Raw genomic sequence first — 24,534 nt, forward strand, 5'->3', positions numbered from 1 at the left:
CTAGCCCGCTTTTTTCTCGGCAAAGTTGGCCTGGATACGCTGCAACAGATAGTCCGCAGCAGAGATGGGTGGATACTTGCCAGCGGGGCCCTGGATCATCACTTCCTTGTTGGCCTGGCAGAAGAACGCCAGGCTGTAGCGCGGGCCACGGTACTCGCCGGGTTTTGGCATGCGCACGCGGTGCAGGGTGGATTTGAGCTGATCATCACTCCAGCGCATCAGCATGTCGCCGATATTGCAGGTGATGATGTCATCACGCGGGATCACGCTGCTCCATTCACGATTGTCACCCGCGCCCTCGGCATCCTTGCCGGGGCTGACTTGCAGGCCGCCCTGACCTTCTTGTTGAAAGACCATGGTCAGGCAATCGAAATCGGTATGCGCACCGGCGCGCCACAGGCTTTCATCCTGGGACTCCTCGGGCATGGCCAGGTAGTGCAGCAGACGCAGGGTGCTCTGGTAATCCGGCTTGCGGCGATCGTGTGCCCGGGTGAAAAAATCGCGCTCGAAACCCAGGCGCTCGGCGAAGCAGGACAACACCTGCATGCCCAGTAGCCAGGCGCGGTATTCAAAATCCAGCATTACCCGGTGAAATTCTGGCACCACCGTCTGGTTGGGCCAGAGATCATCCATATGTGGCAGGGTGATCTGAAAGGATTCCTTCTGATCGGCAGTGCGTGTCGAAGGACGTACCTGGGACATGAATTCCCAACCGGCATTCAGGCCCTTTTTCAGCGGGAAGGCCTGTTTCTGCTCGGCGGGCAGGGAAAAGAAGGCTTCCGAGAGCTTGAACGCGTCGCGTACCGAATCCAGCTTCAGCCCGTGATTGACCAACTGGAAAAAGCCGACGTCGGTAGCGGCTTGCCACAGCTGCTCGGTAATTTCCTGGCGGCGATTGTCGAAGTCGCTGAGATCAATCAGCGGGATATCCTTGCTGGTCTCGCGGCCCATGCCACCAAAGGTGGTTTCCAGCTGCAGCTCTTTCAAGCCATATTCGGGCGTAGCGGTATTGTCAGTCATGATGATGCTCCAAGTTATGCCCGTGCTGAGCACAAGGCAGACAAAGGGTCGGAACGCATCGGAGGGCACGGGAAGGCGGAAGGCGAGTCAGCGGGGCTGGCAGGTCAGTCCGATCCGTCGTTGTGCCTGGCACAGCGTCCGACCATGAACTGAGCAATGACCTGGGGTTTGGCCCCCTGACAGCTTCTACTCAAGGTGCAGAGCATAGTAACCCTGCAATAAATATCAAGCAGGAAGCGCGCCAAGATGCCGTTTCCCGACGAATGTCAGGCGCTCTCGGGGCCGCCGCCAACCGCGTTTTTATCTAGCTTTGCACGAGTGCACTGCGGACGTGCAAAAACCGACCATCTGCACCACTTTTGTTCATAAGGGCGATCTGCGTACCGCCTCTAGCCGCTTGTTTGGCGGCTTGGACCAGGCATGAGGTTGGTGAGAAAATTGCAGAGTCAAGTCGGGGTTCAACAACCGGAAACCAACGTACCAGAGTAGAAGCGGTCAGGGGCCAGCCCCGGGACATTGCTCTTTGACCACCAAAGGAGCACCGCAGTGGCTTATCTGATCAAACACGCCGAAGCCGTATTTTCCCCGAGCCAGTCCGATGCCACGGATATCCGTATCCGTGACGGGCGGATCACCGAGATGGGCCGCGATCTGCGCCCCGCTACCGATTATTCCGAGACGCAGATCGACGCTCGCGGCTGCGTGGTCTGGCCGGGGCTGGTCAATACCCATCATCACCTGGCCCAGTCAGTAATGAAGGGTGTGCCCGCCGCACTCAATCAGGGCCTGGGCGACTGGCTGAGTTCGGTGCCCTACCGCTTCTGGCCCAAGGTCACGCCGCAGCTGATGTATCACGCTGCACGCCTGGGGTTATATGAGCTGCTGCGCTCAGGGGCGACTACCTGCGCCGACCATCACTACCTGTACCACGACACCACCAGCCCGGAGCTGGAAGATGCGGTCTGGCAGGCGGCCGATGAACTGGGCATGCGCCTGGTGCTGTGCCGCGGCACGGCCACCGAGCAGGGTAGCCATCAGGGCATGATCGACAATGGCATCCGCCCGGAAACGCTGGATCAGGTGCTCGAGCGGCTTGAGCAGACCCGCGGCCGCTACCATCAGAACGCCGGTGATGCGATGCGCAAACTGGTGGTGGCGCCCACCAGCCTGATCCATTCCAGTTCGCCGGATGGCTTGCGCGTTCAGGCCAGCTACGCCCGGGAAATGGGTCTGGGTATGCATTCGCATCTGCTTGAGGTGGGGTTCGATCAGCAGCAGGCGCAGGCCAAATACGGCAAGAGCGCAATAGACCACGCCGAGAGCTGTGATTGGCTCGGCGAGGAAGTCTGGTTTGCGCACCTGGTACATAGCGATGCGCATGCAATCGAGCGCCTGGCGGCGACCGGCACACGCATTTCCCACTGCCCTACTTCCAACTGCCGTCTGGGCAGCGGTGTAGCGCCGGTGATCGCCATGCAGCAGGCCGGCATCAGCATCACCCTGGGTGTCGACGGCTCGGCGTCGGCCGAATCCGGATCCATGCTGCAGGAGCTGAACCTGGCCTGGCTGCTGCATCGAGCCCTGCACGGGCCCTCCGCTACCACTCTGGAACAGGTGCTGACCTGGGGTAGCCGCAATGGTGCTCAGCTGCTCGGGTTGCATGATGTTGGCGAGCTGAGCGTCGGTATGGCGGCGGACCTGGTGCTTTACGATATTCATCAGCCGCGCTTTGCTGGCGTGCATACCCCGCTCCTGGCGCCATTGATGTGCGGTGAACCGGTGTCGATCAAGTACAGCTTTATCCAAGGCAAGCCGGCAATCAGTGACGGCGATATTCAGGGCCTGGATGAAGCGGAGTTGACCACGCGCGTGCAGGAGTCGGTACAGCAGTTATTGCGTGCCTGAGCAGCACTGAGACGCAGGCAAAAAAAGACCCGGACGTGTCCGGGTCGTTTGCCAACACAGTTTGCTTATTGGGGAATGGTCGCGTCTATACCCTCCACATACCAGTTCATGCCAGCGAGCTCTTCGCGGGTCATGGTCGTGCCTTCCGGCACCTTGAGTTCACCCGCCTGATTGTTCAGCGGGCCGGTGAACGGATGCAGTTCGCCACTGCCGATTGCCTTGGTCAGTTCGTCAATCTTGCTGCGCTGCTCGTCGGTCAGACTCTCATTCACCGCGACGATCTTGATCACGTCATCGCCAATACCACCCCAATAGTCACCGGATTCCCAGGTGCCAGCCATGACTTTGTCCACGGTGTCGATGTAATAGGGAGCCCAGTCGTTGACTACCGACAACAGGTGCGCCTTGGGACCGAAGTGACTCATGTCCGATGCCTGGCCGACGCCCCAGTGGCCACGCTTTTCTGCGGCCAGCAGCGGTGCCGGACTGTCCGTATGCTGCACGATCACGTCCGCGCCCTGATCCATCAGAGTATTAGCCGCATCGGCTTCCTTGGCTGGATCGAACCAGGTGTTGGCCCAGATCACCTTGATCTTGATATCGGGATTCACCGAGCGCGCGCCCAGGTACACCGCATTGATGTCGCGGATCACTTCCGGGATCGGGAAGGAGGCGATATAGCCGATGGTGTCGGATTCGGTCACCATGCCGGCGGCTGCGCCAGTGACATAGCGGCCTTCATAGGTAACGGACAGGTAGGTGCCCAGATTCTCGGCCTGCTTGTAGCCGGTGGCGTGCAGGAAAGTCTTGTCCGGATAGTCAGCTGCCACCCGCGCAGTGGGGTTCATGAAACCGAACGAGGTGGTGAAAATCAGATCGTTGCCAGCCTGGGCCAGTCGGCGAATGGTGCGTTCAGCGTCAGCGCCCTCGTTGACGTTTTCCACATAGGTGGTCTGCACCTTGTCACCAAAGTGTTCTTCCATGGCCAGGCGACCCTGGTCGTGCTGGTAGCTCCAGCCGTGATCGCCAATGGGCCCGACATACACAAAGCCGACTTTCAATGGATCATCTGCCATGGCCTGTGCCGACAGGGTGAGGGTTGCCGCCAGGGCCAGACTGCGTTTAAAACTCATGGATACTTCTCCTGGGATAGGTAATTGAGAGCCGCCCGCTTCCGCTGTCGAGCGCGCCTGTCTATTCACAGCAAAAAGCTGGCCATTTGTTCAGGAAATTTGCAAAGCGGTTAGATAGGCGAGTTCTGGCGGCTTGGCTTGAGCATGAAACCCCAGGCTTTGGCGATCCGTGCACGATGGCGGAGCATCAAATCTCGCGCTGCACCAGCAAGGTGGTCTGGATAGCGTTGTGCAGGGCGAGTTGCTGGCTGCGTGCTTTGGCGCGAGTGGCGGGTTTAAACGTCAGTTGTTGGCCCGGCGCACATTGCCCTAGCCGCGCCACGCTGGCGGGGGTCAGTGCGCCGAGGCGCGGGTAGCCACCGATGGTCTGGCGGTCGTTGAGCAGAATGATCGGCTGGCCATCGGCGGGTACCTGGATCGCACCCAGCGGGATACCTTCGGAGATGATGGGCGGGCCTTGATAGCGCAGCGTCTTGCCGAGCAAGCGTAAACCCATGCGGTCGGCACGTTGATCTACCTGCCAGGTCTGGTTGAACAGATCAAACAGGCTCTGACCGCTGAACAGCGCGATCTGGGCGCCAAGGATCACGTCCAGGCAAGCGGGTGCCAGGTAGTCGGGTACATGTTGCTGTGGCACTGCGGCAGGCACGGGTTTGGCGCTCCCACATTGCAGCAGATCGCCGGGCCGTAACGGGCTGCCATCGGCATGCAAGCCGCCGAGCTGTTCGCGGCGGACTTCGCTGCGTGAATTCAATACCAGCGGCGCGGTGAATCCGCCGGGCGCCGCCAGGTAGCCGCGGGCTCCGCTGCGGGGTGGGCCAAGAATCAGGGTCTGGTTCGGCGCCACCTGGAAGCTCTGCCAGGCAGCCACTGGACGACCATCCAAAGTCGCCTGCAAGTCCGCACCGGTCAGCGCCAGAGTGGTGTGCTGCTGACACAGCAGGCTCACGCCGCCAAAGGGTATTTCCAGCAGCGCACAGTCAGCATCATTGCCCAGCAGCCGGTTGGCCCAGCCCGCGGCTACCCAGTCCAGTGCGCCGCCCTGGGTGACGCCCAGATGCCGTACGCCGAATCTTCCCTGGTCCTGCAGTTGCGCCAGGCCCAGGGTCTTTTCGATCTTCAGTCCGCTCATTGCTCGGCCGCCATTGGCGTGACATCGCCACCCTGGTCGATAAAGGTCTCGCGATCAATGGCGACGAAACGTACTCGGTCACCGGGTTTGAGCAGGCTGTAGCCTTCGCGTTGCGGATCGAATAGCCGGCTTGCTGTGCGTCCCAGCAGATTCCAGCCGCCCGGTGAGAGCAGTGGATAGACCGCCGTCTGGCGTTCGGCAATACCGACGCTGCCCGCCGGCACTTTCTGGCGTGGGGTACTCAGGCGTGGCGCGGCCAGCTCGGGCTCGACCAGGCCCATATAGGCAAAGCCGGGCACAAAGCCCAGGGCAAATACGCTGTAATCGCGCGCGCCGTGTCTGTTGATTACGTCGCCGATGCTTAGGCCACTGAGTTGCGCCAGGCGTGGCAAGTCCGGACCCACGCTAGGGTCATACCAGACCTCGATTTGGTGCAGCTGGCCTTGAGCTGCCGTGCTGGCAGGCTGCAAGTTATCCAGCGCGGCGTGCACGCGTCGCAGGGCTTCGGCTTCAGTGAGTTGCTGGCCGTTGTAGTGCAGCATCAGCGTGGTGTAGGACGGCACCAGATCGACCAGATGATCGCCGAACTGGGCGCGTAGTTGTTCGCCGGCAGTGATAAGCCAGGGCATATTGGTTTCGTCAATTTCATCGAATAACCGCAGGGTCAGCACGTCCAGGGCGGCAATTTCTACACGCAGTTTCATAGCCGACCAAGCGCGGCCCGAATCTGTTTGACCGCCTCTACCGCGGCGGGGTTGTCTCCGTGAACACACAGAGTATCGGCATCCAACCGCAATTCGCTGCCATCGCTTACTGTCAGCGCCTGACCGCTGGCGAGTTTCAAGGCTTGCGCCACGACCTGTTCGGTGTCGTGCAGCACCGCGCCGGGTTGCGAGCGGGCTACCAGATAGCCCTCGCGGTCATAGGCACGATCGGCAAAGGCTTCAAACAGCAGCTCGATACCACATTCGCTGGCCAGATCGCGGGCCGGCTGGTTGTCGCGGCGAGCCAGCAGCATCAGCGGCATTGCCGGATCATAAGCGCGAACGGCCTGCATCACGGTGCGCAGCAGCTCAGGGTTCTGCATCATGTCGTTATACAGCGCGCCATGTGGTTTGACGTAGCTCACCTGCCCGCCCTGGGCGCGGCAAATACCGTCCAGCGCACCTATCTGATAATGCAGCATGTCAGTCACTTCCTGTGGACTACACTGCATGGAACGTCGGCCGAAGCCGGCCAGATCCGGGTAGGCTGGATGCGCGCCGATGCGTACGCCATGGGTCAGTGCCAGACCTACCGTTTTGCGCATCACGCCGGGGTCCGAGGCATGGAAGCCGCAGGCGATATTGGCGCAGTCGACATGCGGCATGACCTGGTCATCCAGGCCCATGGTCCAGGCGCCAAAGCTTTCGCCCATGTCGCAGTTAAGCAGTAATTTTTTCACACATCCGCTCCTCGCTGATGCTGAACAAATTACCGGAGTTCCAGTCCAACAGCCACATGCCGCAGTAACATACGAGGTACGCAATGAAGATTCTGATGGTACTCACCTCCCACGATGAACTGGGCGATACGGGCAACAAGACCGGCTTCTGGCTGGAAGAGTTTGCCGCCCCCTATTACGTGCTCAAGGATGCCGGAGCGCAAGTGGTGCTGGCCTCGCCCAAAGGCGGGCAGCCGCCGCTGGATCCGAAGAGCGATGAGCCGGACGCGCAGACAGAAGCGACCAAGCGCTTCAAGTCAGACGAGCTGGCGCAGAAACAGCTGGCCTCTACGCTGCCGCTGGCGGACGTATCGGCAAGCTTTTTTGACGCGGTGTTCTATCCTGGCGGCCATGGCCCGCTGTGGGATCTGACCCACGACAGTCATTCCATCGCGCTGATCGAAGCCTTTGTGCTGGCGGATAAGCCGGTCGGTGCGGTGTGCCACGCCCCTGCCGTATTGCTCAATGCCCGCGGTACTGATGGCGAAGCCTTGGTCAAAGGCCGTCAGGTGACCGGTTTCACCAACTCTGAAGAAGAGGCAGTGGGCCTGACCGATGTCGTACCTTTCCTGCTCGAAGACAGCCTCAAGGAAAAGGGCGGGAACTACAGCAAGGGTGATGACTGGGCGTCGTACGTGCGCGTGGACGGCAAGCTGGTTACCGGGCAGAACCCTGGCTCCTCGGAAGAGGCGGCCAAGGCGCTGCTCAAGCTGCTGCAGTAAACCGCAGCACCGCGATCAGCTGATAATCATGCAGGTCGCGGTGCCGTAGGCATAGAGCGAGCCGGTTTCATCACGGATGTAGCCTTCGGTGATCACCAGGCGGCGCGTCTTGTTAATGACCTTGCCTTCGGCGATCAGCGGTTTGTTGAACGGGATGGGTTTGCACATCTTCACATTCAGCTCGATGGTGCCGTAGCTTTCGCCGACACCCAGGGTGGTGTGGGTCGCGCAGCCGGTAATCGAATCCAGCACGGTGGCGGCAAAGCCGCCATGTACGCCGCCCAATGGGTTGGTATGGGTTTCATTGGCGGTGGCTTCGAACACCACGCGATTGAGTTCTACTTCTTTTACTTCCATCGGAATGGTTCTGGAAATCGGTGCGCGCGGAATCAAGCCTGCGGCGGCGGCCTGCATGATTTGCAGGCCGGTCATTTCTTTCGGGTTCATCTAGCTTTCCTGTGTGGGCGTTCGGTAGGTCGTTTCAGGCTGCCTGACGGGACTGGCCCAACTGATCGAACCAGTTCAGGGCGTCCTGCCAAAGCGGTTGTGCGCTGGGCCGGAAATAGCCCATGTGGCCGATGGGCGGAAGCCCAGCCTCGGCGGGTATCAAGGTCAACCCTTGATAGTCTGCCTGGCGATAGGCCGACATGAAAGCATCCCGCGAGGCCGGGGAAGCCCAGAGATCGTCCGTCGCGTTCAGCGCAATAATCGGCGTGGTGATCTGCGCGAACTGTTCTTCCAGCCCGGGCATGCTCGGGTCTTCAAAGAAGTAGCGCGGGTAGCGACACCAGCGCTTCCATTGGCGGTATACCCCCAGTGGCAGGTCCTCGCCCATACCCAGTTTGCTCCAGGCCAGATAGCCCTTGCTACGGGTCACCAAGGGGCCGATTACGCGCCACATGGTCAGCACCTTCAGCCGTTCTGCCAGCGGCATCCAGCCATGCCAGCCGGCACCGGTGCCGAAGGTGTACAGGCCGCTGACGTGCTTATGGTTGGGCAACAGGCCAAAAGCGTGGCCGCCGAATGAATGGCCGACCATAAAGGTGGGCAGTTCGGGTTGATGCAGATGCTCCAGCGCGGCGGCCAGGTCCAGCCGGGCCCAGTCAAGATAATCCATCTCGAAACCCTTCAGCGTCGCCGGACGCGACTCGCCGACACCGCGGTAATCCAGCGTCAGCGTGGTGTAGCCACGCGCGGCAGCGTACTCGGCGAAGCGCCGGTAGAAGCCCCGTGGCACGCCTGTGGCACTACCGACGAGGATTTGCCCCAGCGGCTGGTCGGCTGGAAACAAGGTTGCGCCGAGGGCATAGCCATCTGCAGCGATAAGGGTAAAACGCCTGGAGAGGTCGCCATGGGAATGAGACATGCGGTCACCTGAAATTCTCGATTGCGATACCAGCAAGTATATAGACCGGTCGGTCTATAACGCAAAAGTATTCTTCGAGACTTTGCCTCAGGGTTGGAGGCGGGTCCACAGGCGAAAGGCAGGTTCAGCCAGAAACATCACCAGAAACAGCCGCAATACCTGCAGGGCAGTGACCAGCGCTACAGAGAGATGCAAGGCTTCTGCGGTCAGGCACAGCTCGGTAATACCGCCCGGCATCATACCCAGCATCAGGCTGATGTCATCGACCGCGGCAAACCAGCTGAGTACCTCGGCGCCGAGCGCCGCCACCAGCATCGCCAGCAGAGTGAACAGCACTACTCTGAGCATGAAGGCCGGGGCGCTGCGGAAGAATTTACGATCAAAATGGCAACCCAGCGCGCAGCCAATCAACCATTGGCCGAGCTCGCCGCCACCGGCTGGCAGTGCTATGTCCAGATCAAACCAGACGCTGGCCACCGCGCAGACGGTCAGCGGGCCGAGCATCCAGGGGTTGGGTTGTCCGAGCCGGCGCCAGAGCATGGCCAGGCCTGCGCCCAGCGGCATCAGCAATGCCAGCCAGCCCCAGTGAGTGCTGTCCGGCTCGGGTGTGGGTGTTTCGGGCAAGGTGAAAGTGAACAGCGCGGGGATGATCAGCACCACCATCAACAGGCGCAGGCTGTGCGCGGCGGCGACTTTGGCTGGCTCGGCCTGGTGTCGCAGGGCGAGCACGACCATTTCGCTGGCGCCTCCGGGCATGCTGGCGAAATAGGCGGTCGCCCGATCCACCCCGCTGCGCCTGAGTACGCCAATGCCGATCAGGCAGAGCAACACGGTAATACAGGAACCGAGAATGATGACCCACCAGTAGCCGAGGATCTGCTCGAATACCGGGGCGGTGAAATGCAGGCCGATGGCGCTGGCGACGATCCATTGCCCGGTTTGGCGACCGCCGGGCAGTTCGACCAGCATCCAGCCGCTGCAACGCACCAGAATGACCGCGAGTAAGGAGCCGACCATCCAGGGTAGCGGCCAGTCAGCCAGGCTGGCTAACCAGCCGCCCACCAGCCCAACCAGTGGCGTGGACCAGAGCTTGGCCCGGCCCAGCCACATGGACCTGTCAGGCATCGGTCAGTGGCACCGCGCGGCGAGCGCGATGGGCGCGCCAGAACGGCAGTGCGACCATAAAGGCCACCACCACCCAGAGACCCAGGGTAATCGGGCTGCTCCAGAGGATGCCCAGATTGCCGTCGGAAATGGACAGCGCGCGACGCAGGTTGCTTTCCATCATGCCGCCGAGGATAAAGCCCAACAGCAGCGCCGAGAGCGGGAAGTCCAGCTTGCGCAGGATATAGCCGAACACGCCGATGGCAATCATCAGGAACAGATCGAACGTGGTCGCGTGCACGGCGTAAACGCCGATCGAGGTGATGATCGCGATGGCCGGCACCAGCGTCCAGTTCGGCACCGAGAGAATACGGGTGAACAGGTTGATCATCGGGATGTTCATGATGATCAGAATCACGTTGGCGACGAACAGCGAAGCAATCAGACCCCAGACAATTTCCGGCTGGTTCTGGAACAGCAGCGGGCCGGGGGTGATGTTGTACAGAGTCAGGGCGCCGAGCATCACGGCGGTGGTGCCGGAGCCGGGAATACCCAGGGTCAGCATCGGCACCATGGAGCCACAGGCGGAGGCGCTGTTGGCCGTTTCCGGCGCGGCCAGACCCCGCAGATCACCCTCGCCAAAGCGGCCACTGGCCCCGGCGATGCGCTTCTCGGACATATAGCTCACCGCACTGGCCAAGGTAGCGCCGGCGCCGGGCAGGATGCCGAAGATAAAGCCCAGCAGCCCGCTGCGAATATTGGTGGCGAAGACCGAAGCGCCTTCCTTGAAATTGAACAGCATACGCCCGCTGGCCTTGACCGCGGTCTGGCCATGGTGAGTGCGTTCCAGCAGCATGAGAATTTCACTGATGCTGAACAGGCCGAGCACCAGCACTACAAACTGGATGCCGTCGGATAAGCCGAGTGTGCCGAAGGTAAAGCGATAGACGCCGCTGTTGGCATCAATGCCCACGCACGACAACATCAGCCCTATGAGCACCGCCACGGCGGTCTTCACTGGTTTGTCTCCGGCCATGCCGGCCAGGCAGACAATCGCAAAGACCATCAGCATGAAATACTCGGCCGGCCCGAAGGACACTGCCCAGCCCGCCAACAATGGCGCGAACGCGACCACCCCGACGGTCGCGATCATGCCGCCGATAAAGGAGCTCCAGGCCGAGATGGACAGCGCGATACCGCCCTTGCCCTGACGGGCCAGCGGGTAACCGTCGAGTGTGGTCATTACCGCAGACGCTTCGCCGGGGATGTTCAGCAGAATCGAGGAAATACGTCCGCCGTATTCACAACCCAGATACACCGCCGCGAGCAAAATCAGCGCTGTCTCGGGTGGCAGGCCCAAGGCAAAGGCCACCGGGATCAGCAGAGCGACGCCGTTGATCGGCCCCAGCCCCGGGAGCAGGCCAACGATGGTGCCGATGGTGGTACCCGCCAAGGCGGTAATCAGATTATTGGGGCTCAGCGCAACGCCAAAACCCTGTCCGAGATATTGCAACGTATCCATGATCAGTTCTCCAGTACGGCCAGCACGCCCATGGGCAGGGGCACGTCAAGAATGCGGTCAAACAGGAAGTACAGGCCGATGCCCAATACCACGGCGAGGATCGCGCTGGGCAGCCAGCGGCCGCCGAATAGCCGGGCCATGCCCAGGCCAAACAAGGTCGCGGTGACGATGAACCCGACCCGCTCGAACAGCGCCGCCAGAGCCAGCAGCAACGCTAGGCAAATCAGGGTTTTGCGCAGCATCGTCGGGACTATCCTTGGCTCAGGTTCATCGCCGGTTTCCAGCCCCGGCTTGAACACCAGCAGCAGCGCGCCAGCGCCGAGCAGGATCAGCAGCATCAGCGGGTAGGCGCGTGGCCCGACCGGCTCATAGGAGTAGGGCGCGTGATAGCCCCAGGCGGTCAGACCAAGGCCAACGCAGGCCAATAGCAGGCACGCCGCAAACAGGCGGTGGTACAACATGGTGGAGTCCTCGCGGGTACAGGCCGGGGCATTGCGCCACCGGCCATCAGGGTCGGATTACGGGGTTGAGCTAGCGGGTTGCACTAGCGGTTGGGATTACTGCGTCAGGCCGAATTCGGACGCCAACTGCTTGTAATCGGCGACCTGCTTCTTGACGTAGGTGTCGAGCTTTTCCCCGGTCATGGAGAACGGGAAGAGTTCGCGCTGCTCGCGCAGTGTGGCGTAGTCCTCGGAAGCCAGAACGTCCTCGAAGGTGCCCTTCCACCAGCTGTAGTCTTCCTCGCTGACGTCCGGTCCCATGTAGAAGCCGCGGATCACCGGCCAGCTGACATCGTAGCCCTGCTCCTTGGCCGTCGGAATATCGGCTACGGCATCGCCAGGCAGGCGCTCGTCAGCAAGCACCGCCAGAATGCGGATACCGCCACTTTCGATATGCGGCACGGAGTCGGAAATATCGGTGCTGGCTACGTCAATGTGGCCGCCGAGCAACGAGGTAGCGAGTTCCCCACCTCCTTCCATCGCCACGTAGCGCAATTCGCGCGGATCGATACCGGCGGTGCGCGCGACCAGCGCAGTTTGCATCCAGTCCTGACTGCCGACGGTGCCGCCGGAGCCAATCACTACCTTGGACGGATCTTTTTTCAGTGCAGCAATCAGGTCATCCAGCGTCTTGAACTCGGAATCGGCACGTACGGCAATCGCGCCATAGCTGGAGCCTACGGCGGCCAGCCACTTCACCGCGCTTTCATCGAAACGGCCAAATTTGCCCTGCGCCAGGTTGAGCAATGAGCCACTGGAGAACGCAGTAATGGTGCCGCCTTCCGAGGCGCGCTGGGCGACCACCGCGTTGTAGGCCACAGCGCCGATGCCGCCGGGCATGTAGGTAACGCGCATCGGCCGGCTGAGCTTCTTGCTGTCCAGCAGCGCGCTCTGCGCCAGCTTGCAGGTCAGGTCAAAACCGCCGCCGGGCGAAGCCGGGGCAATACACTCTGGGCGGCTGGGCTCGTCGGCCAGCGTATAAGTGGCGATGCCAAGGCAGGCAATGGCCAGCAAGGATGAACACAGAACTGATTTCATGGGTGGTTCCTCTTGTTTCTTATTCTAGGCGATATCGCCGCAGGGTTTTCTGAAACAACGCTTACCAGATCGGCAGGCTGTAGCTGACGATCAGACGGTTCTCGTCCACGTCACGGGCATAGCTGGAACGGTAGGACGCATTGCGCCAGCGCAGGCCAAGATTTTCCAACGGCCCGGCCTGAATCACGTACTGCAGCTCGGTATCACGTTCCCAATCCTTGCCTTCGCCGCCTGCGACCAGTTCTGCCTGGTCGCCCTTGGTGTAGCGGCTCATAAAGCTCAGGCCGGGCAGGCCCTGGGCGGCAAAGTTGTAGTCATAACGCACCTGCGCGGAGCGCTGTCCGGCTTCGGCGAAGTCGTTGATCTGCACGAAGTTGGCCAGAGTCGGGTTGCTGCCATCGATATACGGAAAGGCGTTATCGCCGCGCATTTTCTGCAGGTTGAAACCAACGCGATGACCGTCGATGGCATAGCTGAACAGAGCCTGCCACGCCTGGTTGTCGATATCGCCTGCCTGGGCCGCGCCCTGCTCTTCGGACATGGCCACGCGCAGCTCGGATTTCAGGCTGCCCTCGCCCAGGGCCAACTGGTGGGTCAGGCCGATAAAATGTTGGCGGTAGATATCATCCAGTTGTGCCAGGTGATAACTGCCCGCCAGGGTCGGCTTGAACTTGTAGTCCAGGCCTACCCAATCGAAATGATCTGAAGTGAACGAGCCGCCGAAACGCTGGTTCTTGTTGTTCGAGGTCAGATCCTCGGCATCGGTGGAGTTGCGATCCTTGGCTTTGGTCAAGCGGCCGATGCTGATGCTCAGGTTGTCGAATTCATTGATCGTCGCCATGCCACCTTCAAAGGTCTGCGGCAGAATCCGGCTGGTATTCGGGTTCAGCGTCGGCAGCTTGGGCAACAGGCTGCCGACCAGCAAAGTGGACTCGGACACGCGCGCCTTGGCGGTCAGATTCAATTTGCTGTATTCGTCCGGCGCGCGGCCATCATCATGTACCGGCAGCAGGCCGGTGCCGGTGCGGTCCGGGCTGGAGTCAAGCTTGAGGCCGAGCATCGCCTGGGCGTCCAGGCCGAAGCCAATGGTGCCGGGAGTAAAGCCGGATTTAACGTGCAGGATAAAACCCTGTGCCCATTCTTCCCGTTTGGACTGGCCATCGCCTTCGCGGAAGTCACGGTTGAAATAGATATTGCTGGTGCTCAGTGTCGCGCTGCTGTCTTCAACAAACCCTTGGGCTGAAACGCCTTGCGCTATAAGGGTCGACGAGCCAAGCAGTAATACCGCAGGAAGGCGGCGCGTGAGGTGCAACTTTGCTTGCATCAGATAAACTCCATTGTTGTTTTTGTTCCGGGCGATCTCTGCGCCCTGAGTCGTACTGCACCCGGGTGTTTGGGTGAGCTTGAGAGGGATCCTAAAGCGCTAACCTTTCGCCAACCTTTCATGCTCGCCGCCCATGTTTGGCGGTGTACACTCTGTCGAAAGCGGCGAAACGAGAGGCACTGCATTGCGCATTTTGCTGGTGGAAGATGATCCGGAACTGGCCGACAGCCTGACCCGCATGCTCAAGGCCGGGGGCTGGACGGTGGATACCCTGCACGACGGGGTGGTCGCTGATCAGGCCCTGCGCAGCGAAGACTATGCGCTGGCCATCCTCGATGTCGGGCTGCCGCGCATGGATGGGTTTGAGGTTTTGCGCCTGTTGCGTGAACGCGGCCAGACCCTGGCAGTGCTGATGCTTACCGCGCGCGGCGAGGTGGCTGACCGGGTGCGCGGGCTGAACCTGGGCGCCGATGACTATCTGGCCAAACCCTTCGAACTCAGTGAGCTGGAGGCGCGCGTTAACGCGCTGCTACGCCGCAGCCTGATGGGCGGCGAGCGTCAGCAACAGTGTGGTGAGCTGGTCTACGATCTGAATGACCGACGCTTCACGCTGTGTGGCCAGGCGTTGCAACTGCCTTCACGCGAACACGCCGTGCTGGAAAATCTGATTGCCCGTCCGGGCCGGCTGATGAGCAAGGAGCAACTGGCTGGCAAGGTCTTCGGGCTGGATCAGGATGCCAACCCGGAAGCTATCGAAATTTATATCTCGCGGCTGCGGCGCAAGCTGGAAGCCAGCCCGGTACGCATTGTTACCTTCCGCGGCCTGGGCTATCTGCTGGAAGTCCAGACATGAGCGATTCCGGCAGCCTGCGCGGCCGCCTGTTACGGCGCCTGGCGCTGATGTTGGCGATCCTGCTGGTGCTGGGCAGTACTGCGGCTTACTGGAACGCCCGCCGGGCTGCGGATGTGGCCTATGATCGCTCGTTGCTGTCCTCGGCGCGGGCGATCGCCGAGCGCTTGTATGACGACGACGGCAAGCTGGTGGTGGAAGTGCCGTATATCGCGCTGGACAATTTCGCCTACGACATCACCGGCCGGTTGTATTACGAGGTGCTGAACCTGGAGGGCGAGCCGGTCTCCGGTTACGAGGACCTCCCCGGCCCTGACGCCAGCGTAGAGATGACCCGTAACTACCCTGCCCTGGCCCGCTTTTACGATGCCGATTATCGCGGTGCTGGTGTGCGACTGGTCAGCCTGTTGCAGCCGATCAGCGGCGGTGCCAATCCGGGTATGGCCGAGATTCGCGTCGCTGAAACCCTCGAAGCCCGGGACCGCATGGCGCACACGCTATTACGCCAGTCGTTGATCAATCTGGGGTTGCTGGCCGTCAGTGCACTGCTACTCGCATGGCTTGCGGTCAGCGCTGCATTACGGCCACTCAAGCGGTTGCGCGAAGAAGTCGCGGGGCGCGCCAGTGATGATCTGCGTCCCATCAGTACCGAGGGCTTGCAGCGTGAGGTTGCCCCGCTGGTCGATTCTATCAACCACTTTACCGGACGCTTGCGTGAGAACTTCGAGCGCCAGCGCGACTTTATTGCTGAGGCTTCCCACGAGCTGCGCACCCCGCTGGCGGCGCTCAAGGCGCGGATTGAGCTGGGCTTGCGTGCTCCCGAGCCCGAGGCCTGGAAACAGGCGCTGCGTGAAGCGCAGCAAAGTACGGACCGGACTATTCAGCTGGCGAATCGGCTACTGTCGATGGCGCGCATTGAGCGGGGCGCGCGGGCTGTGGCCGAAGGCAGTGCCGAGCGGGTGGCGATGCAGCCACTGGTGCAGGAGTTGGCCATCAGCATGGTGCCGCTGGCCCATTCGCAGGGTATTGAGTTGGCGTTGGAGGCGGAGCGGCCGTTCGAGGTGTGGGGCGAACCGACCTTGCTGCAGGAGCTGATCAGCAACCTGATATCCAATGCTCTGCAACACACGCCAAAGGGCGGGCAGGTCATTCTGCGCTTGCGCGCGCCGCGCTCGCTGGAGATTGAAGACACCGGTACCGGCATCCCCGAGAGCGAGCGGCAAAAGGTCTTTCAGCGTTTTTATCACCAGGGCGAAGGCACCGGGTTGGGCCTGTCGATCGTCGGCGAAATTTGCCGTGCCCACCGCGCCGAGATCACCTTGCATCAAGGCCCACTCGGCGGGTTGCTGGTCAGGGTTGGTTTCCCTGCCTGAGCTCAGCTATTGCTCGGTTGGTTGATGCTCCAGCCGCTACTGAAACGAATGCTCAGGCAGGCACACTCATACGCGTCTCACCACGCAATTTGATCACATCGGCACGCGGTGGCGCGCCGAACATGCGGCTGTACTCACGGCTGAAGTGCGAGGGGCTTTCGTAGCCGACCCGGTAGCTGGCGGTGGCCGCTTCCAGGCCCTCGCTAAGCATTAGTCGACGCGCTTCGTGCAATCGCAGCTTCTTCTGGAACTGCACCGGGGACATGCGCGTGACCTGCTTGAAGCTGTGATACAGCGTCGACTCACTCATGTTCACGTCTTCGGCCAGTTGCCGCACCCGCAACGGTTCGGCAAATCGGTCCTTGAGTACCGAAATTACCCTGGAAATGCGGTGCGACTGGCTGTCGGCGGATACGAACTCGCGCATGCGCGAGCCCATTTCGCCCACCAGCGCGCGGTAGATTATCTCGCGCTGGATCAAGGGCGCCAGAAAGCGCGCGTCGGTGGGCGAATCGAGCAGCCTTACCAGACGGGTCATGGCATCGAGGATGCCCAGATCGACCTGGGCCACGCAGAGGCCGCAGGCCGAATAAGGGCAATCAACCGGTTCTGATGGTGCGGCGTCGCCCAGCTGCAGTACCAGTTCAGCGACCTCGGCCGGGTCGATATTGATCTTCACTGCCAGAAACGGGTTCTCCGGCGATGCATCGACCACATAGCCGTTCACCGGCAGATCAACACTGGAGACCATATAGCTGAGGGCGCCGTAGACGATTTCCCGATCACCTAACTGCACTATCTTGCGGCCCTGGGCGATGACACACAGCGAGGGTTCGTAAACGGTAGACATGCAGCTCGTAGGCGCATCCACGCGAAACAGATCCAGACCTGGAATGTCGGTTTCATAGACACCTTCTTCGGTCATTCTGGCGGCGACCAGGTCGGCCAGCTCGCGGCACATCGGCTCGACCGGCAGGGACGTGGAACTAAGGGCGGGGTCGAGAACAACACTTGAGTGGGCGACGGTATTCATGATTGACCTCCAAAGGCTTGCACGTAGTATATACAGGATCAGGTAAGGCAGATGACGCTTGTATGACTTTTGCAGAATTAGGCAATAAACCGGCAGGATCGCGCAAACATGCTTGAAACAAGCCCTATGACGGTGCAATTGTTGGAGTCGATGACCTGTTTTGGGTAAGGCACCGTTACTGCTTATTTCTGGCTAAATAGAATTAGGCAATCATATGGCAGTAATGCGCTACCCGCCGTTGGCGCACTGATCGTATCGTTTACCCCTACCAAGGCGCCCTCGGCGTCTTTCTGTAAATGATCATGTTCAGTGACCCCGATGGGAAGTGAGAACCACATGCAAGCAATCACCTTCAAGGACGCCAAAGTGACGCTGCTTGGCGCCCTGCTGCTGGCCGTTATGGCCGGCTGCGAGGCTCAAGGCCAGGACAACTCCGCCGCACCCCCACCGCCAGAGGTTGAGGTCGCCGAAGTGCGTGCTGAACCTGTGACCCTGTGGGGCGCCTTCAGCGGCCGCGTTGAGGCGCCGCAAACGGTGGAACTGCGCCCGCGCGTCAGCGGCTATATAGATAAGGTCGGTTTTGAAGAAGGCGAGCTGGTCAGCGAGGGCGACGTGCTCTTCGTTATCGATCCACGCCCCTACAAAGCCCGCGAACAATTGGCCCAGGCAGAACTGGCGCGCATGCGCAGCCAGTTGACGCTGGCCAGCAGCGAGGCTGCGCGGTCCGAGCAATTGTGGGAGCGCCGGGCGATCTCCCGTGAGGAGTTCGAACAGCGCAATGCGGCCAAGACCATGGCCCAGGCGGCAGTCAATGCAGCTGCGGCGTCCTTGCAAAGCGCGCAACTGGATCTGGAATATACCCAGGTCAAGGCGCCGGTCAGCGGTCGTATTGGCCGTGCTCAGGTGACCCGCGGCAATCTGGCCAGCGCCGATGCGACCTTGCTGTCCACGCTGGTTTCGGTCGATCCGCTCTACGTCTATTTCGAGAGTGATCAGCAAACCGTGCAGGACAATCCCCACGGTCAGGCCGTGCCGGTGCGCATCGGTCTGCCAGGCGGGCAGGACTTCCCGTTTGAAGGACAACTGGACTTCGTCGATAACCAGTACAACTCGCGCACCGGCACCCTGCAGTACCGCGCACAGGTGGCCAATCCCGACGGCGCCCTGCGCCCTGGCCAGTTTGCCCGGGTAGAAATGCCGGTGGCCTCGGCCAGTGCCGCATTGCTGGTTGATCAGAAAGCCGTGATGACTGACCAGGATCGCCGCTACCTGTATGTGCTCGACGATGAGAATCGTGCCGAGCGCCGCATTGTCGAAACCGGCCGCCGGGTCGATGGGCTGCTGGTAATCACCGAGGGTCTGGCCGCGGGCGAGCGCGTGGTGGTCAACGGGTTGCAGAAGATCGCATTCCCCGGCATTGAAGTGGTTCCGCAGCAGGTGGATATGCGCCGTGGCGAGGAACCTGTAGTCGTCGCGACAGCGCCGTGAGGCAGTAGCGCTCCATTTAACCTTTCCTTCATCTGACTGATACGGGCGCGTCTTCCGGATGCGTTCCGGGAGGCTGTTGCCGTGAATTTTTCGCGTTTCTTCGTAGACAGACCGATCTTTGCCTCGGTGCTGTCGATCATTATCTTCGTCGTCGGGCTGATCAGTATTCCGCTGCTGCCGGTCAGCGAGTATCCCGAGGTCGTGCCGCCCAGCGTGCTGGTCAGCGCCAGCTATCCGGGTGCCAACCCCAAGACCATATCCGAGACCGTGGCCACGCCGCTGGAAGAAGCCATTAACGGCGTCGAGGACATGATCTACATGAAATCGGTGGCCGGCAGCGATGGCAGCCTGGCGCTGACCGTGACCTTTGCCCTGGGTACCGACCCGGATCAGGCTCAGGTGCAGGTGCAGAACCGCGTATCCCAGGCGTTGCCGCGGCTACCGGAGGATGTGCGCCAGCTCGGCGTGACTACCCAGAAGCAGTCGCCCAACCTGATGATGGCGGTGCACCTGACCTCGCCGGATGACAGTCTGGACGCCACCTATATACGTAACTATGCGGTGCTGCATATTCGTGACGAGCTGGCACGCATTTCCGGTGTCGGTCAGGCCGGCCTGTTCGGTGCCGGCGACTACGCCATGCGCCTGTGGATAGACCCACAGCGTGCTGCTGCGCTCGGCGTGACCGCCGGTGATATCAGCGCTGCGGTGCGCGAGCAGAACATTCAGGTTTCAGCCGGGCAGATCGGTGCCCCACCGATGCCGGACGGCTCGGATCTGCTGATTTCGATCAACGCCCAGGGCCGTCTGGAGTCGGTCGAGGAATTCGAAAATATTGTTCTGAAAACCGGTGAGGAAGGTGAGGTGACGCTGCTCAAGGACGTGGCGCGGGTCGAGCTGGCGGCCTCGCAGGACTCCTTGCGCGCGCTGTTGAATAACCGCCAGGCCGTGGCTCTGCCGATTTTCCAGGCGCCCGGCTCCAACTCCCTGGACGTATCCGCGGCAGTACGGGCAAAAATGGCTGAACTGGAAGAAGATTTTCCAGAGGGCCTGAGCTGGGAAGTAGCTTACGACCCGACCGTGTTCGTCAGCACCTCGATCAAGGCCGTGATCATGACCTTGCTCGAGGCTGTCGCGCTGGTGGTGCTGGTGGTGATTCTGTTTCTGCAGACCTGGCGCGCGTCGCTGATTCCCCTGTTGGCGGTACCGGTATCCATTGTCGGTACCTTTGCGGTCTTGCTGCTGATGGGCTTTTCGATCAACACCCTGACTCTGTTCGCCATGGTGCTGGCGATTGGTATCGTGGTGGACGACGCCATCGTGGTAGTGGAGAACGTCGAACGTAATATCGAGGAAGGACTGTCGCCGCTGGCTGCTGCGCATCAGGCGATGCGTGAGGTCAGCGGGCCGATCGTTGCCATCAGTCTGGTGCTCTGTGCGGTATTCGTGCCGATGGCCTTTCTGGATGGCATCACCGGACAGTTCTACCGTCAGTTTGCGATGACCATCGCCATTGCCACGGTGATTTCAGCGATCAACTCGTTGACCCTGTCGCCCGCTCTGGCGGCTGCATTGTTGAAACCGCATGGCGCCCCGCCGGATCTGCCGGCGCGCATCATCAACCGTCTGTTTGGCTGGATATTCCGTCCGTTCAATCGCTTTTTCCTGCGCAATGCGCAACGCTATGAATCGTTGGTCGGTCGCAGCCTGAGTAAACGCGGCCTGGTCTTTGGCGTTTATCTACTCCTGTTGGGCGGTACTGCGTTGATGTTCACCCAGGTGCCCGGCGGTTTTATTCCGATTCAGGACAAGACTTACCTGATCGGTAGTATCCGCTTGCCAGAAGGTGCTTCGCTGGACCGTACCGAAGCGGTAGCGCGGCGGGTCAGTGAGCTGGCACTGGAGACAGAAGGCGTATCTGACGCGCTGGCCTTTGTCGGCTTCAATGCGCTGCAGGGTACCAACACACCGAACGTAGGTACGGTGTTTATGGTGTTCGACGACTTCGAGGTGCGTGACCGCACCGCACAGGCGATCTCCGATGACATCAACGCGCAACTGGGCGGCATCAACGAAGGCTTCGCCATAACCTTTATGCCGCCACCGGTGTTCGGTCTGGGCGCGGGTTCGGGGTATTCGCTGTACGTACAGGATCGTCGCGGCGCCGGTTACGGCGAACTGCAGAACGCCACCAACGAACTGGCCCTGGCGCTGAGCGAGACGCCCGGCATGTTCTACCCGTTCAGCTCCTACCAGGCCAACGTGCCGCAGTTGGATGCCGATGTCGACCGTATGCAGGCCAAGGCCCAGGGCGTGCAACTGGATGATCTGTTCGGCAGCCTGCAGCTGTATTTCGGCTCGCAGTACATCAACGACTTCAACCTGTTCGGCCGTACCTACCGGGTAATGGCCCAGGCGGATGCGCAGTTCCGCGATAACCCGAGCGACATCGACCACCTTTATACCCGCAACGCCAACAACGAGATGGTGCCGCTCAATACCATGGTCACGCTGCGCGAGAGTTTCGGGCCAGACCCGGTGATCCGCTACAACGGTTACCCGGCCGCGGACCTGATTGGCCAGTCCGACCCGAGCCTGCTGTCCTCGGCGCAAACCTTGGCTGCGGTCATGGGCGTAGCAGATGAGGTGTTGCCAGCCGGCATGACGCTGGAATGGACCGACCTGAGCTTCCAGCAGGTGACCCAGGGTAATGCCGCCATGGTGGTGTTCCCGCTGGCTCTGCTGCTGGTGTTCCTGGTGCTTGCGGCGCTGTATGAAAGCTGGGTGATGCCGCTGGCAGTGATTCTGATCGTGCCGATGTGCTTGCTCGCCGCCTTGTTCGGCGTGTGGATGGTCGGTGGTGACAACAACATTTTCGTCCAGGTTGGCCTGGTTGTGTTGATGGGGCTGGCGTGCAAGAACGCGATCCTTATCGTCGAGTTCGCTCGCGAACTGGAATTGCAGGGCCGCGATACCGTTAGCGCCGCACTGGAGGCCAGCCGTCTGCGTTTGCGCCCGATCATCATGACCTCGGTGGCCTTTATTGCCGGTGTCGTGCCGCTGGTGCTGGCAACCGGAGCGGGTGCCGAGGTGCGAAACGCCATGGGCATCACCGTGTTTACCGGGATGATCGGTGTGACCCTGTTCGGCCTGCTGCTGACCCCGGTGTTCTATGTCGCCCTGAGGACGCTGGCCAAGCGTTTTGAAGATAAGCCAGAAACGGCTGGTGCAGAATTGAAAGGGCAACTGAAAGGAGAATCACATGAGTAAGCTGGCAGGACTCTTTACGATGGCAGCGCTGCTCAGTGCCTGTGCAGTAGGCCCGGACTACCAGGCCCCGGAGCCGGTGCAGTTGCAGCAGTTCGCCCACGATCAAGCGCCGGCTGACACCGCAGGCACGGCTGTGGCGAGCAATGAGCAGCTGTTCTGGGAAGGGTTTGACGACCCCCTGTTAGCAGGTCTGATCGAGCAAACCCTGGCGGAAAACCAGAGCCTGCAAGCGGCGCTGGCGCGTTACCAGGAGGCTGAAGCACTGTTGCGTGGCTCGCGCCGCGATCAGTTGCCGAGCGTTACTGCGGGCGCCGGTGTTGCCGGGCAGCGGCTGGCGGAGGTGGAACGTACCCAGCCGGATGAGCGCAGTGTGGAGCTGTACCAGGCCGGTGTCGCGCTGAGTTGGGAACTGGACCTGTTCGGGCGGTTGCGTCGCGCCACCGCGGCCAGTGAGGCCGAACTGCAGGCGGCGGGTGCGGACCGGCAGACATTGCAGGTAGCGCTGGCAGGCCAGATGGCCAGCAGCTATTTCCAGCTGCGTGGTCTGCAGCAACAGCTGCGGGTCGCTGAAGAGAACGTCAGTTTGCAGCAGGCATCGCTGGATATCGTCAGCGCGCGCCTGGATGCCGGCCGCGGCACACTGTTCGATCAGGTGCGGGCGCGTGCCCAGCTGGATGCCACACGGGCGGTGATTCCGCAGTTGAAGGCGGGTATCGGCGCAGAAATGCACCGCATCGGCGTGCTGACCGGGCAGACGCCTACCGCGCTGGTGCCTTTACTGCATGTTCCTGCGGATCTGCCCGACAGTCGTCCATCGATCGCGGCGGGCAGCCCGGGCGAGGTGTTGCGCCGACGACCGGATATTCAGGCCGCCGAACGTCGGCTGGCGGCGGCCAGCGCCCGTATTGGCGTGGCCAGCGCTGATCTGTTCCCGCGCTTTACCCTGGACGGCCTGATAGGTTCGCTGGCCGGCAATGGCTCGGACCTGTTTACTGGCGGCGCAAGCAGGGGACGTGTGGCACTGGGGATTGACTGGAGCTTCCTCGACCGGGCCCAGGTACAGGCGCGCATCGATGCAGCTGATGCTCAGTCCGCTGAGTTGCTGGCCGATTACCGGCAGACAGTGCTGCTGGCTCTGGAAGAGACTGAAACCTGGTTGTTGCGGTACCAGCAGTCGCACGAACGTGCTGCTTTGCTGCAAAGCGCCACCGACGCCGCCACCCAGGCGGTGGAACAGGCACGTGACCGCTATGATCAGGGCTTTATCGGTTATTTCGAACTGCTGACCGCCGAGCAGGAGCTGACCGCGATGCGTGACCGGTTGGTGCAGAGTAAAACGGACGTGGTGTTGGCGATGGTCAATGTGTACCGGGCGTTGGCTGGAGCCCCGGGGTCCCCCATTGCCGGCTAGACCACAAAACTCAAACTGCAGATGCGCAAAAACCGCTCCCCAGGGAAGCGGTTTTTGAGTTTTGCGCGTTTTTTTGTGGTGCTACTAAACCTTAGGTCGTCGACCCAGGATCAGTGAAACCACGAATAGCACCAGGAAGACCAGGAACAAAATCTTGGCGATCCCTGTTGCGGTGCCTGCGATACCACCAAAGCCCAGTACCGCAGCGATAATGGCAATAATAAGAAAAGTAACAGCCCAACTCAGCATAGTGTTTCTCCTTAAATAGGGCTTGCGCCCCGCCAAGGCCAGCTTAGGACCAGCCATTCAGGCTGCTCCAGGCCAACTGCGCCCGAGCTGCCTTGGTGTTGCCTTCTATTACTCTGTTGCTTTTTTCAGTGCGCGCATGCGGTCATGGCAGGCCCGAACTTTGGGCATTTCCAGTACCAGCAGTGTGCGTACATCGGCCTCGGAAGCCTCCAGTGCGTCTTCAAACGCATGCAGAATACGGTCCTCGGCCTCTTCCAATTGGGCGATGTAAGTTGCATCTTCATCGCTGGAAATCATTGCACGGGTATCGGCGTAGATCTGGCGGCATTTGCCGGCAAAGGTGCCACCCGTGGCTGGCTGCTCATGATTGGCCGCCACTTTCAGCGACAGCGCCTGGATCACTTCGGTTTTCGCCAGCACCATGTCACTGAACAGGTTCTGCAAGCCGATATCCTTCACCTCTTCACGGGCATGCTCATAAAAACGCTGTCCGTCGCGGGTGATCTCAATCAGTTCGTTCAGTTGTGCGGTCTTGTTGGTCATCGTCGTTCTCCAGGTGCATCACGTCGCTTGTGGCGGCGAATACGGCAGCCACCGGCCGGAATTGGCCG

At 61.0% G+C, this 24,534-nt stretch carries 22 protein-coding genes; 7 read left to right on the plus strand and 15 right to left on the minus strand.

Going from position 1 to position 24,534, the window contains the following annotated elements; translation table 11 throughout:
• Positions 1 to 1,020 (minus strand): isopenicillin N synthase family dioxygenase, encoded by a 1,020-nt coding sequence (locus tag DT594_RS12575; RefSeq protein WP_149332982.1) that lies wholly within the window; start codon positions 1,018 to 1,020, stop codon positions 1 to 3.
• A gap of 546 nt (positions 1,021 to 1,566) precedes the next feature.
• On the opposite strand from DT594_RS12575, the gene DT594_RS12580 reads away from it, so the two are divergent.
• Positions 1,567 to 2,925: an amidohydrolase family protein gene (locus DT594_RS12580; RefSeq protein WP_149332983.1), complete on the plus strand. Its 1,359-nt coding sequence runs from the start codon at positions 1,567 to 1,569 to the stop codon at positions 2,923 to 2,925.
• Positions 2,926 to 2,990: 65 nt separating this feature from the next.
• Here the strand turns inward: DT594_RS12580 and DT594_RS12585 are convergent, their stop codons facing one another.
• The 4 genes from DT594_RS12585 to DT594_RS12600 all read right to left on the minus strand — a co-directional run bounded on the left by DT594_RS12585 (position 2,991) and on the right by DT594_RS12600 (position 6,634).
• A complete protein-coding gene (locus tag DT594_RS12585) occupies positions 2,991 to 4,058 on the minus strand; it encodes a BMP family ABC transporter substrate-binding protein (RefSeq protein WP_149332984.1) in 1,068 nt (355 codons plus the stop codon).
• 187 nt (positions 4,059 to 4,245) lie between these two features.
• The gene (locus DT594_RS12590) at positions 4,246 to 5,190 is read right to left on the minus strand and encodes a 5-oxoprolinase subunit C family protein (protein ID WP_149332985.1); all 945 of its coding nucleotides are present in this window, start codon (positions 5,188 to 5,190) and stop codon (positions 4,246 to 4,248) included.
• Entirely contained in the window at positions 5,187 to 5,894 is a 708-nt protein-coding gene (gene pxpB, locus DT594_RS12595) for a 5-oxoprolinase subunit PxpB (RefSeq protein WP_149332986.1), read from the minus strand. The genes DT594_RS12590 and pxpB overlap by 4 nt, the downstream gene beginning before the upstream one ends.
• A complete protein-coding gene (locus DT594_RS12600) occupies positions 5,891 to 6,634 on the minus strand; it encodes a 5-oxoprolinase subunit PxpA (protein WP_149332987.1) in 744 nt (247 codons plus the stop codon). The genes pxpB and DT594_RS12600 overlap by 4 nt, the downstream gene beginning before the upstream one ends.
• A gap of 83 nt (positions 6,635 to 6,717) precedes the next feature.
• Between DT594_RS12600 and DT594_RS12605 the strand changes: the two genes are divergently transcribed.
• Positions 6,718 to 7,395 (plus strand): type 1 glutamine amidotransferase domain-containing protein, encoded by a 678-nt coding sequence (locus DT594_RS12605; RefSeq protein ID WP_149332988.1) that lies wholly within the window; start codon positions 6,718 to 6,720, stop codon positions 7,393 to 7,395.
• Positions 7,396 to 7,410: 15 nt separating this feature from the next.
• Here the strand turns inward: DT594_RS12605 and DT594_RS12610 are convergent, their stop codons facing one another.
• The 7 genes from DT594_RS12610 to DT594_RS12640 all read right to left on the minus strand — a co-directional run bounded on the left by DT594_RS12610 (position 7,411) and on the right by DT594_RS12640 (position 14,249).
• Positions 7,411 to 7,842 carry a PaaI family thioesterase gene (locus tag DT594_RS12610; protein ID WP_096345390.1) on the minus strand — a complete coding sequence of 144 codons (432 nt, stop codon included), beginning with the start codon at positions 7,840 to 7,842 and terminating at the stop codon, positions 7,411 to 7,413.
• A gap of 34 nt (positions 7,843 to 7,876) precedes the next feature.
• A complete protein-coding gene (locus DT594_RS12615; protein ID WP_149332989.1) occupies positions 7,877 to 8,761 on the minus strand; it encodes an alpha/beta hydrolase family protein in 885 nt (294 codons plus the stop codon).
• Positions 8,762 to 8,848: 87 nt separating this feature from the next.
• Positions 8,849 to 9,886 carry an AbrB family transcriptional regulator gene (locus DT594_RS12620; protein ID WP_246164631.1) on the minus strand — a complete coding sequence of 346 codons (1,038 nt, stop codon included), beginning with the start codon at positions 9,884 to 9,886 and terminating at the stop codon, positions 8,849 to 8,851.
• Complete coding sequence (locus DT594_RS12625) at positions 9,879 to 11,387, minus strand: tripartite tricarboxylate transporter permease (protein ID WP_149332990.1); 1,509 nt, start codon at positions 11,385 to 11,387, stop codon at positions 9,879 to 9,881. Before DT594_RS12625 ends, DT594_RS12620 begins: the two co-directional genes overlap by 8 nt.
• 2 nt (positions 11,388 to 11,389) lie before the next feature.
• On the minus strand, positions 11,390 to 11,848 hold the full coding sequence (locus DT594_RS12630; protein WP_096345386.1) for a tripartite tricarboxylate transporter TctB family protein: 459 nt from the start codon (positions 11,846 to 11,848) through the stop codon (positions 11,390 to 11,392).
• A 96-nt stretch (positions 11,849 to 11,944) separates the two neighbouring features.
• Complete coding sequence (locus DT594_RS12635) at positions 11,945 to 12,925, minus strand: Bug family tripartite tricarboxylate transporter substrate binding protein (protein WP_149332991.1); 981 nt, start codon at positions 12,923 to 12,925, stop codon at positions 11,945 to 11,947.
• A gap of 61 nt (positions 12,926 to 12,986) precedes the next feature.
• On the minus strand, positions 12,987 to 14,249 hold the full coding sequence (locus DT594_RS12640; RefSeq protein WP_149332992.1) for an OprD family porin: 1,263 nt from the start codon (positions 14,247 to 14,249) through the stop codon (positions 12,987 to 12,989).
• Between the two features lie 184 nt (positions 14,250 to 14,433).
• Here DT594_RS12640 and DT594_RS12645 point away from each other — a divergent pair, with 184 nt between their 5' ends.
• Together DT594_RS12645 and DT594_RS12650 are read left to right on the plus strand one after the other, a co-directional pair.
• On the plus strand, positions 14,434 to 15,102 hold the full coding sequence (locus DT594_RS12645) for a response regulator (protein ID WP_149332993.1): 669 nt from the start codon (positions 14,434 to 14,436) through the stop codon (positions 15,100 to 15,102).
• Entirely contained in the window at positions 15,099 to 16,472 is a 1,374-nt protein-coding gene (locus DT594_RS12650; RefSeq protein ID WP_149332994.1) for a sensor histidine kinase, read from the plus strand. The genes DT594_RS12645 and DT594_RS12650 overlap by 4 nt, the downstream gene beginning before the upstream one ends.
• Positions 16,473 to 16,524: 52 nt before the next feature.
• On the opposite strand, the gene DT594_RS12655 is transcribed toward DT594_RS12650, so the two are convergent.
• A complete protein-coding gene (locus DT594_RS12655; RefSeq protein ID WP_149332995.1) occupies positions 16,525 to 17,505 on the minus strand; it encodes an AraC family transcriptional regulator in 981 nt (326 codons plus the stop codon).
• Between the two features lie 336 nt (positions 17,506 to 17,841).
• On the opposite strand from DT594_RS12655, the gene DT594_RS12660 reads away from it, so the two are divergent.
• The 3 genes from DT594_RS12660 (at position 17,842) to DT594_RS12670 (ending at position 23,674) form a co-directional block, all read left to right on the plus strand.
• Entirely contained in the window at positions 17,842 to 18,993 is a 1,152-nt protein-coding gene (locus DT594_RS12660; protein WP_218574513.1) for an efflux RND transporter periplasmic adaptor subunit, read from the plus strand.
• Positions 18,994 to 19,074: 81 nt separating this feature from the next.
• Positions 19,075 to 22,263 carry an efflux RND transporter permease subunit gene (locus DT594_RS12665; RefSeq protein WP_149332996.1) on the plus strand — a complete coding sequence of 1,063 codons (3,189 nt, stop codon included), beginning with the start codon at positions 19,075 to 19,077 and terminating at the stop codon, positions 22,261 to 22,263.
• On the plus strand, positions 22,256 to 23,674 hold the full coding sequence (locus DT594_RS12670; RefSeq protein ID WP_149332997.1) for an efflux transporter outer membrane subunit: 1,419 nt from the start codon (positions 22,256 to 22,258) through the stop codon (positions 23,672 to 23,674). The genes DT594_RS12665 and DT594_RS12670 overlap by 8 nt, the downstream gene beginning before the upstream one ends.
• Before the next feature lie 84 nt (positions 23,675 to 23,758).
• Here DT594_RS12670 and DT594_RS12675 read toward each other — a convergent pair whose 3' ends face one another.
• Positions 23,759 to 23,923 carry a DUF1328 domain-containing protein gene (locus DT594_RS12675; RefSeq protein ID WP_022962111.1) on the minus strand — a complete coding sequence of 55 codons (165 nt, stop codon included), beginning with the start codon at positions 23,921 to 23,923 and terminating at the stop codon, positions 23,759 to 23,761.
• Between the two features lie 108 nt (positions 23,924 to 24,031).
• Positions 24,032 to 24,466 (minus strand): PA2169 family four-helix-bundle protein, encoded by a 435-nt coding sequence (locus DT594_RS12680; protein ID WP_149332998.1) that lies wholly within the window; start codon positions 24,464 to 24,466, stop codon positions 24,032 to 24,034.
• Positions 24,467 to 24,534: the final 68 nt, after the last annotated feature.

This window comes from Halopseudomonas laoshanensis (assembly GCF_008365385.1).
Classification (GTDB): Bacteria; Pseudomonadota; Gammaproteobacteria; order Pseudomonadales; family Pseudomonadaceae; genus Halopseudomonas; species Halopseudomonas laoshanensis.

What these genes read in the sequence shown, in the direction of transcription:
- DT594_RS12575 (WP_149332982.1), bottom strand. Translation starts at nt 1,020, where the DNA reads ATGACTGACAATACCGCTACGCCCGAATATGGCTTGAAAGAGCTGCAG.
- DT594_RS12585 (WP_149332984.1), bottom strand. Translation starts at nt 4,058, where the DNA reads ATGAGTTTTAAACGCAGTCTGGCCCTGGCGGCAACCCTCACCCTGTCG.
- DT594_RS12590 (WP_149332985.1), bottom strand. Translation starts at nt 5,190, where the DNA reads ATGAGCGGACTGAAGATCGAAAAGACCCTGGGCCTGGCGCAACTGCAG.
- pxpB (WP_149332986.1), bottom strand. Translation starts at nt 5,894, where the DNA reads ATGAAACTGCGTGTAGAAATTGCCGCCCTGGACGTGCTGACCCTGCGG.
- DT594_RS12605 (WP_149332988.1), top strand. Translation starts at nt 6,718, where the DNA reads ATGAAGATTCTGATGGTACTCACCTCCCACGATGAACTGGGCGATACG.
- DT594_RS12610 (WP_096345390.1), bottom strand. Translation starts at nt 7,842, where the DNA reads ATGAACCCGAAAGAAATGACCGGCCTGCAAATCATGCAGGCCGCCGCC.
- DT594_RS12615 (WP_149332989.1), bottom strand. Translation starts at nt 8,761, where the DNA reads ATGTCTCATTCCCATGGCGACCTCTCCAGGCGTTTTACCCTTATCGCT.
- DT594_RS12620 (WP_246164631.1), bottom strand. Translation starts at nt 9,886, where the DNA reads ATGCCTGACAGGTCCATGTGGCTGGGCCGGGCCAAGCTCTGGTCCACG.
- DT594_RS12625 (WP_149332990.1), bottom strand. Translation starts at nt 11,387, where the DNA reads ATGGATACGTTGCAATATCTCGGACAGGGTTTTGGCGTTGCGCTGAGC.
- DT594_RS12630 (WP_096345386.1), bottom strand. Translation starts at nt 11,848, where the DNA reads ATGTTGTACCACCGCCTGTTTGCGGCGTGCCTGCTATTGGCCTGCGTT.
- DT594_RS12635 (WP_149332991.1), bottom strand. Translation starts at nt 12,925, where the DNA reads ATGAAATCAGTTCTGTGTTCATCCTTGCTGGCCATTGCCTGCCTTGGC.
- DT594_RS12640 (WP_149332992.1), bottom strand. Translation starts at nt 14,249, where the DNA reads ATGCAAGCAAAGTTGCACCTCACGCGCCGCCTTCCTGCGGTATTACTG.
- DT594_RS12650 (WP_149332994.1), top strand. Translation starts at nt 15,099, where the DNA reads ATGAGCGATTCCGGCAGCCTGCGCGGCCGCCTGTTACGGCGCCTGGCG.
- DT594_RS12655 (WP_149332995.1), bottom strand. Translation starts at nt 17,505, where the DNA reads ATGAATACCGTCGCCCACTCAAGTGTTGTTCTCGACCCCGCCCTTAGT.
- DT594_RS12660 (WP_218574513.1), top strand. Translation starts at nt 17,842, where the DNA reads ATGCAAGCAATCACCTTCAAGGACGCCAAAGTGACGCTGCTTGGCGCC.
- DT594_RS12670 (WP_149332997.1), top strand. Translation starts at nt 22,256, where the DNA reads ATGAGTAAGCTGGCAGGACTCTTTACGATGGCAGCGCTGCTCAGTGCC.
- DT594_RS12675 (WP_022962111.1), bottom strand. Translation starts at nt 23,923, where the DNA reads ATGCTGAGTTGGGCTGTTACTTTTCTTATTATTGCCATTATCGCTGCG.
- DT594_RS12680 (WP_149332998.1), bottom strand. Translation starts at nt 24,466, where the DNA reads ATGACCAACAAGACCGCACAACTGAACGAACTGATTGAGATCACCCGC.